The sequence below is a fragment of the Mesorhizobium sp. M0904 genome, from assembly GCF_040319475.1.
In the GTDB taxonomy this organism is placed as follows: Bacteria; Pseudomonadota; Alphaproteobacteria; order Rhizobiales; family Rhizobiaceae; genus Mesorhizobium.
Genome location: NZ_JAMYOC010000033.1, coordinates 46,490 through 55,879, shown reverse-complemented (window position 1 = coordinate 55,879; position 9,390 = coordinate 46,490). Strand labels below are relative to the sequence as shown.

Here is a 9,390-nt window from a genome sequence, read left to right as displayed (position 1 = left end):
GTGGATTGGCGCGAAGCGCCAAGACGGATGAGGGGTGCCGGAAGAAATGAGGCGTCGGCGTTCCCTGGAACACCCCTCATCCGACCGAGCTTCGCTCGGCCACCTTCTCCCGCAAGGGGAGAAGGGAAAAGGAGCCCTACTCCTCCGGCTCCGTCGTGAACATCAGCGGATAACCCTTGGCCTTGCCGGCATCGGTTGCCCGCGCCGCCTTGGTCTCGGCGACATCCCTGGTGAAGACGGCGACGACGCAGACGCCGCGCCGGTGCGCAGTGATCATTATCCTATGCGCCTGGTCTTCGCTGAGCTTGAACTCGGCCTTCAGCACAGTCACGACGAACTCGCGCGGCGTGAAATCGTCATTGACCAGGATAACCTTGTAGAGCTTCGGCCGTTCGACTTTCGGCTTCGTGCTGGTACGGGGTTTTGTCGTGATTTCAGGCATTGGACCGGCAATTGAGTACGACGGCTTTGCGGTCATTTTGACATGGGCAAAAGCGGTCGTCCATTCAACCGCGCGCGAGCGGCTTCCCGGCGGACGCAGTTCAAAAATCCGTGCCTATGTGGGAACTGCCGTCTGGCGTTCAACGGGGGGTGTGGGCCGGGACTGCCCGTATTGTCTGCACGCAACAAAAAAGACGACCGCTCCAGGCAAATCGCAACTGGAGCGGTCTTCTCATAGGGTAGAAAGATGTCGCTTGATCAGGCCTTCGGAGCTGCCTTGACCACGTGCTTCTTGTGCTTCTTGACGGTCTTCTTGGCAGCGACCTTCTTCACGGCCTTGGCCGGCGCAGCGGTCGTCGTTGTCGTCGCAGCCGGGGTGGTGGTCGCGGCATTGGCGCTGCTGGCGCCGAGAACCGGCATCGAGACGGCCAGCGCGATGGCGAGACCGAGGGCGGAGAGGAGGGACTTTTTCATGGCTTCACTTCCTTTTTGTGCAGATCGGATTGAGTGTCACTGAACGGGATCGATCGGTGTCACTCCAAGCAGCTTCAAAGCGTTCGCGAGCATCCGGATTCCCTGTGCCTGTTTCTTGTTGGCGCAGAACCGGTTTCCCTTTCTTTGAAGTGCTTTCGCCGCGGTGACCTGCGTTGCCGCGGCATGGGTTTCGAGGGCTTCGTCAAACTGGCGGTTCAGATCGATGCAACGCTCGCTGCGGGTGGTCGCCACCTTTGCATCGGCCGCCTTTGCATTGGCCACCTTTGCATCGGCCAGTTTTGCCTCGGCATGTTCGACCGCGGCCGTGACGAGCGAAATGGAAAGCAACGCACCCATCAGACTGATCGAGAACCTTTGCATTGGTCTATCCGTGATCCCGTAACGCGTGTCGCAGCCGATGACCTGACCGCCACGGCACCACTTATGACCTTGATTTTTTTCGGCAGTTTTTCCGGATTGTAGAATTTTGTTTCTGGATTGTTTCTGGGCAGCCCGGATCGGGCCGCCGACCTTCACTGGCCAACTTATGGCCTGAATTCTATCGTCTGGCTGACGGCCGAAGCACCGCTTGGGCGATCCACAAATGATAGGTTTCCTGTGAAATCCGACCCCCACATACTCATCGTCGACGACGACAAGGGCATTCGTGACCTGCTTCAGGAATTCTTCCAGAAGCGAGGGCTGCATACATCTGTCGCCGCCGACGGCACCGAGATGGAGACCGTCCTGCGCCGCGCCCAGGTCGACCTGATCGTCCTGGACGTCATGCTGCCCGGCAAGAGCGGGCTGGAGCTCTGCCGCGAGTTGCGCGCCAATTATTCGACGCCGATCATCATGCTGACCGCGGTTACCGAGACAACCGACCGCGTGGTTGGGCTGGAGATGGGCGCCGACGACTACGTGCCGAAACCCTTCGATCCGCGCGAGCTGCTCGCACGCATTCGTGCCGTCTTGAGACGCAATGGCGCCGCCGAGCCGCGACGCGCCGCCTCGCGGCAGATCTACCATTTCGCCGGTTGGACGATGGACTGTTCGCGCCGCCGGCTGATGGCGCCCGGCGACGTCAGGATCGAGCTGACGATGGCCGAATTCAATCTCCTGCAGACCTTCGTCAAGAGCGCGCAGCGCGTACTGAGCCGGGAGCAGCTGATCGAGCTGTCCGGCGGCGACAGCGGCTACAGCTTCGACCGCAGCGTCGACATTCTGGTCAGCCGGCTGCGGCGCAAGATGGAGGACGACCCGAAAACGCCGAAGCTGATCCTGACCGTGCGCAGCGGCGGCTACCAGTTCCTACCTGAGACGACCTCCGAATGAGACGCATCCTGCCGCAAACGCTGCCGGTCTGGGTGCTGCTCATCGTCATCGCCGGCCTGCTGATCAGCCAGATCGCGACCCTTTACATCGTTTCGCGCGACCGTGCCGCCGCCGATGACGTCGTCGATCTCTATCGGCTGAACGACCGCGCCTTCTCGCTGGTGCAGCTGATGCATGATGCCACCCCAGAACAGCGCAAGGCGACGGCCTCCGGGCTGTTCAATGCCACCTATGCGCTCACCGTCTCCGACACGCCCGCCGTCACCTCGTCGATAGCGGGCGACGACGAGCTGGCCGAACTGGAAGACATATTGGTCGGCCGGCTGTCGAAGTTCGGGATCACCGATGCACGGGTCCGCCGCGACCCGGCAACGCACGAAGCCGACGCTCCCGGTGGGACGGTCGCCGGTCCCGATATCGGCCAGGTCGAGCGCGACCTGCTCGTGCTGGCGGCCGATTTCGCCCAGAGTGACAAGCTGACCGCTTCGCTTCGCTTTGCAGACGGCCAGTGGCTGAACTTCACCGAACCGAACACGCCGGCCGGGCCGATACTGAGCTTCGATAGCCTGCCGCTCTATGCCTTGATCGCCGGGCTGGTGGTGGCTTCCTCGATCTGGTCGCTGCGCCGGCTGACGGCGCCCTACAGGATGATGGAGACCGCGGTGAAGCGGATCGGCGAGGACCTGAAGAGCCCGCCGATCGCCGAGAGCGGCAGCCGCGAGGTGCGTACCGCGGCAAAGGCGGTCAATGCCATGCAGGCGAGACTGCGCGCCTACGTCGAGGACCGCGAGCATCTTGCGGCCGCACTGGCGCACGACCTGCGCACGCCGCTGACCAGGATGCGGCTGCGCCTCGAACTGCTGAGGAATTCGTCCGTGCGCGCCGCACTGGCGCACGACCTCGCCGACATCGAAGGCATTGCCAGCTCGGTCATCGACTTCGCCACTTTCGAGGTGACCGAGGAGAAGAGCGAGAGGATCGATTTCTGGTCGCTGGTAGAATCGATCGCCGACGGCTTCGACGAGGTCTCCTTCGAGAATGAAGACGGGCGCTCGCGCGGCTTGATCTGCATGGCGCGGCCGGTCGCGCTGCGGCGCTGCGTCACCAACCTCGTCCAGAACGCGGTGACCTATGGCAAGAGGGCGCATCTCAGCCTGCGTCAATCAGGCAAGACAATCACGCTGGCGATCCATGACGAAGGGCCGGGCATACCGCAAGCCGAGCTCGACGCCGTGTTCGGCTCGTTCGTGCGCCTGGAACAGTCGCGCAACCGTCAGACCGGCGGCCTCGGCCTCGGCCTGACCATCGCCCGCAACATCGCCCGCGGCGCCGGCGGCGAGGTCATCCTGTCCAATCACCCCGATGGCGGCCTGTTGACGGAACTGAGATTGCCGCTGGCGGTTTAGCTTGCGGTATCGGGCTAAGCCGGCGTTCCTTCGCGCCGGCGTTTGGTCTCGGTTCTCGCCAAGGAGAAAAATTATCTTCGCAGCACCGCGCTCAGCACATCCCTGACGCCGATGGCGCCGACGAAGCGCGACTGGTCGTCGAACAGCGCCACCGGTGCGGTCTGCGAGCGATGCATGGCCAGCATCACGGTCTTCAGCGAGGTGCCGGGATTGGCCCAGAACACCTGCGCCGTCTCCTCCGGCTGTGCCTCGACATCGGCGCAGGACACCCATACCGCCGGCTTGCCGTCGCGCTCGGCCGCCGCCACCAGCCCATGCTCGTCGATCTTGAAGCGCGTCGTCTTGCGCCGGTCGAGCCACACCCAGCCGTTCTCGCCATGTTCGAGGTCGCGGCGGTCGCGCATGACGTTCCACGCGGTCAACACCGAGAGCGGGTTCACATTGGCGATGAAGTCGCGGACATAGTCGTTGGCGGGCCGCAACACGATGTCTTCCGGCGCACCGGTCTGCACGATGCGCCCGCCCTCCATGATAGTGATGTGGGTGCCGATCTTCAGCGCCTCCTCGAGGTCGTGGCTGACGAAGATGATGGTCTTCTTCAGCTCGGCCTGAAGCTGCAGCAGCTCGTCCTGCAGCTTGGTCCGGATCAGCGGGTCGAGTGCCGAGAACGGCTCGTCCATCAGCAGGATCGGCGCCTCGGTGGCGAAGGCGCGCGCCAGGCCGACGCGCTGCTGCATGCCGCCGGAAAGCTCATGCGCGTATTTCTTCGACCACTGGTCGAGATGAACCAGCTTCAGCTGTTTGGTCACCCGCTCCTTGCGCTCGGCTTCAGGCACGCCGGCGAGCTCGAGGCCGAGGCCGACATTTTCCTCCACTGTGCGCCACGGCAGCAGGCCGAACTGCTGAAACACCATTGCCACCTGTTTCTGCCGCAACCGCCGAAGCGTCGCCTCGTCGCAGGTCACGACGTCGACCGTGCCGTCGCCGTCCTTGACCAGCACCTGGCCGCGCGAGACCACGTTCAGCCGGTTGACGGCCCTGAGCAGCGTCGATTTGCCGGAGCCGGAAAGCCCCATCAGCACCGAGATCTCGCCCTCGTTCACGGTGAGGCTGGCGCCGGCGCAGCCCAGTACGTTGCCGGTCTGTTCGAGGATCTCGGCGCGGGTGGCGCCGCTGTCGATCAGCGCCAGCGAGCCTGCCTGGTCGGCGCCGAAGACGATGTCGACATTTCTGAAATCGACGGCGACGGTCATTTCTTGCCTCCCACGCCGATGCGCGTCATTCGGTCGAGCACGATGGCAAGCACGACGATGGCCAGCCCTGCCTCAAGCCCTAGGTCGATCCGGCGCGAACCGAGCGCGCGGTTGATCTCGGTGCCGAGGCCGCCGGCGCCGATAAGGGCGGCGAACACCACCATCGACAGCGACAGCATAATCGACTGGGTCAAGCCGGCCATGATGGTCGGCAGCGCCGAAGGCAGCTCGACCTTCCACAGCAGCTGGCGTTTGGTGGCGCCGAACGCCTCGCCCGCCTCGACGATCGATTTCGGCACCGAGGTGACGCCGAGATGGGTGAGCCGAACCGAGGTCGGAATGACGAAGATGATGGTGACGATGAGGCCGGGCGCATTGCCGAGGCCGAACAGGGTCAGCACCGGGATCAGGTAGACGAAGGTCGGTAGCGTCTGCATCAGGTCGAGCACCGGCAGCATGACGCGATACACCTTCGGCTTGTGCGCGGCCCAGATGCCGAGCGGCACGCCGATGGCCATCGACACGGCGGCGGCGGCGACCACCAGCACCAGCGTCTCCACCGTCTGCTTCCACAGGTTCTGGTTGAGGATGAACAGCAATCCAATGAATACCGCCAAAGCCAGGCCTTTCGAGCGCTGCAGGAAATAGGCGAGCAGAGCGATCAGCGCGATCAGCAGAACCGGCGGCAGCAACAGCAGCCCGTCGACGATGCCGTCGAGCAGGAAGTTGAGGGTGTTGGAAAAAGCCCTGAAGATGGTGTCGAAATTGTCGGTGAGAAAGCCGAAAAACGCCTTCCCCCATGCCCCGATGGGAATCTTGTAACTGACCAGGAATTTGGAGATCGGATCCATCTAGCCCCTCTTCTGCCGGCGCCGTCCTTCGCCGCACGGTCATCTTGTCACAGGATATGAAAAAGGGCAGCCATTTCTACCGTGGCTGCCCCTTGTCTCGTCATGCCAGATGGTCGGGTCAGCTTCCGAGCGCCGTTTTCACCCCAGCCGCCGCATCGCCGCCGTCGAAGGTGGTGACGCCGGCGATCCAGGGGGTGATCGCGTCAGGGTGTTTCTTCAGCCAGTCGGTCGCGGCGGTATTGGCGTCGGCGCCCTTCAGGATCGCGTCCATCATCTCGCCTTCCATGTCCAGGTTGAACTTCAGATTGGCGATGAACTTGCCGGCGTTCGGGCATTCGCTCATGTAGCCCTTGCGCACATTGGTATGCACGGTGGCGGCGCCGAAGCCGCTGTCGCCCATCCCCTCGAGATAGGTGATCTTCATGGCGCCCATCACCGGATGCGGCGTCCAGCCGAGGAAGGCGATCCATTCATTGTTCTTCATCGACTGCTCGGCCTGGGTGAGCATGCCGGCCTCGGAAGACTCGACCAGTTCGAAGCCTTCGAGATTGGTCTTCGGATCCTTGATCATATCGAGGATAATGCGGTTGCCGTCATTGCCGGCCTCAATACCATAGATCTTGCCGTCGAACTTGTCCTTGAACTTGCCGAGATCGGTTAGCGTCTTGACACCGGCATCGGCGACATAGGTCGGAACGACGATGCCATAGCCGGCACCGCTGAGATTTTCGCTGACGGTCTCGACCGAGCCTTCGGCGGTATAGTCCTTGATGTCGTTGGTCATCGACGGCATCCAGTTTCCGAGGAACACGTCGAGGTCTTTGTTCTTCAGCGACGCATAGGTCACCGGCACCGAAAGCTGGATCACCTGCGGCTCGTAACCGAGCGCCGTGAGCAGCACCGAGGCGACGCCGGTAGTCGCCTGGATGTCGGTCCAGCCGACATCGGACAGCCGCACCGTCTTGCAGCTTTCCGCATCACCGGCGAAGGCCCCAGTCGTGGATAGAAAAGCCGCCAGGCCGAGACCGGCGACGAATGAACTCATGCGCGACATAGAAATTCTCCCATTTCAGTTCTCGGTGAAGCGAAGTGGCGGTTTTATTTCCACCTTTGTTCCGTCAGCCAAACACCATTCTGCTGCGGTTTCAAGCACTAAGGCAATCACGAACAACGGCGCAGGCTGGCCGATCGGCGACACGCCCGCCGCTTTACGGATGGAAGTCGTCTTTTCCCGGTGGAATGTAGGCGCTCCCCCTCCCCGCTTTGTTGCAACTCGGCTTAAAAGGACGGCATGGCCAAGCTGTACTTCCATTATGCGACGATGAATGCCGGCAAGACGACGATGCTGTTGCAGGCCTCGTACAATTACCGCGAGCGTGGCATGACGACGATGCTGTTCATCGCCGGCCACTACCGCAAGGGCGATACCGGGCTGATCTCGTCGCGTATCGGCTTGGAGACGGAGGCCGAGTTGTTCCGCGACGGCGACGATCTGTTTGCCCGGGTCGCCGAGCATCATGACCACGCCACGGTGCATTGCGTCTTTGTCGACGAGGCGCAGTTCCTCGAAGAGGATCAGGTCTGGCAACTCGCCCGCATCGCCGACCGGCTGAACATTCCGGTCATGTGCTATGGCCTGCGCACCGATTTCCAGGGCAAGCTGTTTTCCGGCTCGCGCGCCCTGCTGGCGATATCAGACGAGCTGCGCGAGGTGCGCACCATCTGCCGTTGCGGCCGCAAGGCGACGATGGTGGTACGCCTAGGGGCCGACGGCAAGGTGGCGAAACAGGGTGAACAGGTGGCGATCGGCAAGGACGTCTATGTCTCACTCTGCCGCCGCCATTGGGAAGAGGAAATGGGCCGCGCCATGCCCGACGATTTCATCGGCTTCATCAAAACCTGACCAGCGCGTTGCGTCCATCCGTCCGCCCAGCCGACATTCGTTCCGCGATCGCGTCATCGTGCGGCGCTTGTTAAGGCTTGCTTCCTATTTTCAAAACCTCTCAGCCAGAGCCGTCGGGGAGTTCCCATGCTTCGAGCCATTTCGTCTGCAACTGCTTTCCTCATCGTCGGAGCTCTTGCCGCGCATGCCGACGGCGATGCCGCTCTCGGCAAGAAGGTCTTCAACAGATGCATGGCCTGTCACGAGGCAACGAGCGAACGCGACAAGGTCGGCCCGCATCTGCTGGGTGTCGTCGGACGCACCGCCGGCACCGCGGACAGTTATCTCAGCCGCTACTCGCAGGGGATGAAGGACGCCGGCGCCGCCGGCCTGGTCTGGGACGAAATAAGCCTTGCCGAATACCTGCGCGCGCCGCGGCAGAAGGTCCCCGGCAATAAAATGGCCTTCTCCGGCCTGACCAGCGACGAGGACATCGCCAATGTCATCGCCTACCTCAAGGCTGATCCCAAGCCCTGAGCGTGACCCCAGTTGCCTCGTTTCCTGGTGTCGCCCGTCTTCCGTCTTTCATTCGCCAAACCCGGCACATATAGTCACGGCGGTTCGCGACACGAAAACCGATGCCGAAGCGGGAGGCCCCAATGGCGACATTGCAGAATTTCGATGCCGAGATTGCCAAGACCAAGCAGGTCGTAGAGGACATGCGCACCAAGATCGAGCAGTCCGGTAGCGTGCTCGACACGCTCGCCACCGCCGACAAGAAGATCGGCGACGCCAATTTCGACATCGAGAATGCCCGCATCGAGGACGTGCTGAAGCAGCAGAAGGTGATGGAAGGCAATATCGCCGACCTGATCATCGGCCTGGAGGACGCCACCAACGTCTTCGGCGCCGAATTCGAGAGCATGAAGAACTACACCGGCTGGGAGAATTTCGTCGGCGTCTTCTCCAGCCAGCGCAAACAGCGCATGCGCACCGACCGCGTCCGCAACATGTCGCTGGCCGGCAATTTGCAGGAGCTGTTGGCGAAATCCGACACCATCGTCGGCATCCTCAAGGCGCAGAAGCAGGTTCTCGACACGCGCTACAAGACCTCCGAGGCCAGCCTGTCGCAGGTGATCGAGCGCCGCAAGACAACCATGTCCAATCTCGAGACCGTGCAGAAGCGCATCGAGGAACTCAACCCGATGCTGCTCGACATCGAGAACAAGATCGCCGCCTCGACCAGCCAGAAGGAGCGCACGCAGCTTGAAGGCGAACGCTCGAAACTGGCCACGGAATACAACGAAAAGCAGGCCAAGGAGCAGGAATTGCTGGCCGAGAGCCAGACGCTGGAGCGCTACACCTCGATGTTCCAGACCTTCGTCGATTCGCTCAACAATCAGATCGCGGCGCAATCGACGCTGATCAACAAGCTGACCATCGATACCGAGCAGCGCATCGTGCTGTACAAGGCCCTGGAAGATTCGCTGAAGACCGCCGCCCAGCAGGATGTCGCCCATAAGATCAACACGCTGGGCAGCCAGGTCGACAACACCGCCGAGGAGACCATGGCCGGCATTGGTGCCGCCTCGCAAAAGCACATCGGCGATCTGCTTGAAATGCACGAGAAGAACATGGTCGCCACCGCCGACATCCAGCGCCGCAAGAAGCTCGCCGACGACGCCTTCGCCCGCCGCTTCGACGATGTGATGAAGAAGCACAATTCGGCAAATTACGTGCAGTCGTAA

11 protein-coding genes are annotated in these 9,390 nt (G+C 62.2%); 5 read left to right on the top strand and 6 right to left on the bottom strand.

All coding sequences use genetic code 11. From position 1 onward, the window contains the following. Positions 1–136: 136 nt before the first annotated feature. From clpS to NKH80_RS27615, 3 genes are all read right to left on the bottom strand, one after another. Positions 137–442, bottom strand: a complete 306-nt coding sequence (clpS, locus tag NKH80_RS27625) for an ATP-dependent Clp protease adapter ClpS (protein WP_023679498.1) — start codon at positions 440–442, stop codon at positions 137–139. 257 nt (positions 443–699) lie between these two features. Continuing rightward, positions 700–915 (bottom strand): hypothetical protein, encoded by a 216-nt coding sequence (locus NKH80_RS27620; RefSeq protein ID WP_254819162.1) that lies wholly within the window; start codon positions 913–915, stop codon positions 700–702. Positions 916–951: 36 nt separating this feature from the next. Continuing rightward, the gene (locus NKH80_RS27615) at positions 952–1,296 is read right to left on the bottom strand and encodes a hypothetical protein (RefSeq protein ID WP_352994873.1); all 345 of its coding nucleotides are present in this window, start codon (positions 1,294–1,296) and stop codon (positions 952–954) included. Positions 1,297–1,533: 237 nt separating this feature from the next. Between NKH80_RS27615 and NKH80_RS27610 the strand changes: the two genes are divergently transcribed. Continuing rightward, on the top strand, positions 1,534–2,250 hold the full coding sequence (locus tag NKH80_RS27610; RefSeq protein WP_254819161.1) for a response regulator: 717 nt from the start codon (positions 1,534–1,536) through the stop codon (positions 2,248–2,250). Next, a complete protein-coding gene (locus NKH80_RS27605; protein WP_352994868.1) occupies positions 2,247–3,656 on the top strand; it encodes an ATP-binding protein in 1,410 nt (469 codons plus the stop codon). The genes NKH80_RS27610 and NKH80_RS27605 overlap by 4 nt, the downstream gene beginning before the upstream one ends. A 71-nt stretch (positions 3,657–3,727) precedes the next feature. Here the strand turns inward: NKH80_RS27605 and choV are convergent, their stop codons facing one another. From choV to NKH80_RS27590, 3 genes are all read right to left on the bottom strand, one after another. After that, the gene (choV, locus tag NKH80_RS27600) at positions 3,728–4,909 is read right to left on the bottom strand and encodes a choline ABC transporter ATP-binding protein (RefSeq protein ID WP_352646623.1); all 1,182 of its coding nucleotides are present in this window, start codon (positions 4,907–4,909) and stop codon (positions 3,728–3,730) included. Further along, the gene (gene choW, locus NKH80_RS27595) at positions 4,906–5,760 is read right to left on the bottom strand and encodes a choline ABC transporter permease subunit (protein ID WP_352646625.1); all 855 of its coding nucleotides are present in this window, start codon (positions 5,758–5,760) and stop codon (positions 4,906–4,908) included. Before choW ends, choV begins: the two co-directional genes overlap by 4 nt. A gap of 118 nt (positions 5,761–5,878) precedes the next feature. Continuing rightward, positions 5,879–6,814 (bottom strand): choline ABC transporter substrate-binding protein, encoded by a 936-nt coding sequence (locus NKH80_RS27590; RefSeq protein ID WP_352646626.1) that lies wholly within the window; start codon positions 6,812–6,814, stop codon positions 5,879–5,881. Between the two features lie 237 nt (positions 6,815–7,051). On the opposite strand from NKH80_RS27590, the gene NKH80_RS27585 reads away from it, so the two are divergent. From NKH80_RS27585 to NKH80_RS27575, 3 genes are all read left to right on the top strand, one after another. Continuing rightward, positions 7,052–7,663 carry a thymidine kinase gene (locus NKH80_RS27585; RefSeq protein ID WP_352646628.1) on the top strand — a complete coding sequence of 204 codons (612 nt, stop codon included), beginning with the start codon at positions 7,052–7,054 and terminating at the stop codon, positions 7,661–7,663. A 126-nt stretch (positions 7,664–7,789) separates the two neighbouring features. Then, positions 7,790–8,179 carry a c-type cytochrome gene (locus NKH80_RS27580; protein WP_352702956.1) on the top strand — a complete coding sequence of 130 codons (390 nt, stop codon included), beginning with the start codon at positions 7,790–7,792 and terminating at the stop codon, positions 8,177–8,179. A gap of 122 nt (positions 8,180–8,301) precedes the next feature. Beyond that, positions 8,302–9,390, top strand: coding sequence for a hypothetical protein (locus tag NKH80_RS27575; RefSeq protein WP_352478015.1), 1,089 nt, complete (start codon positions 8,302–8,304; stop codon positions 9,388–9,390).

Bases quoted from the DNA above. Each gene is read 5' to 3' on its own strand.
- NKH80_RS27585 (WP_352646628.1), top strand. From the start codon at position 7,052: ATGGCCAAGCTGTACTTCCATTATGCGACGATGAATGCCGGCAAGACG.
- choW (WP_352646625.1), bottom strand. From the start codon at position 5,760: ATGGATCCGATCTCCAAATTCCTGGTCAGTTACAAGATTCCCATCGGG.
- NKH80_RS27615 (WP_352994873.1), bottom strand. From the start codon at position 1,296: ATGCAAAGGTTCTCGATCAGTCTGATGGGTGCGTTGCTTTCCATTTCG.
- choV (WP_352646623.1), bottom strand. From the start codon at position 4,909: ATGACCGTCGCCGTCGATTTCAGAAATGTCGACATCGTCTTCGGCGCC.
- NKH80_RS27605 (WP_352994868.1), top strand. From the start codon at position 2,247: ATGAGACGCATCCTGCCGCAAACGCTGCCGGTCTGGGTGCTGCTCATC.
- NKH80_RS27575 (WP_352478015.1), top strand. From the start codon at position 8,302: ATGGCGACATTGCAGAATTTCGATGCCGAGATTGCCAAGACCAAGCAG.
- NKH80_RS27620 (WP_254819162.1), bottom strand. From the start codon at position 915: ATGAAAAAGTCCCTCCTCTCCGCCCTCGGTCTCGCCATCGCGCTGGCC.
- clpS (WP_023679498.1), bottom strand. From the start codon at position 442: ATGCCTGAAATCACGACAAAACCCCGTACCAGCACGAAGCCGAAAGTC.
- NKH80_RS27580 (WP_352702956.1), top strand. From the start codon at position 7,790: ATGCTTCGAGCCATTTCGTCTGCAACTGCTTTCCTCATCGTCGGAGCT.
- NKH80_RS27590 (WP_352646626.1), bottom strand. From the start codon at position 6,814: ATGTCGCGCATGAGTTCATTCGTCGCCGGTCTCGGCCTGGCGGCTTTT.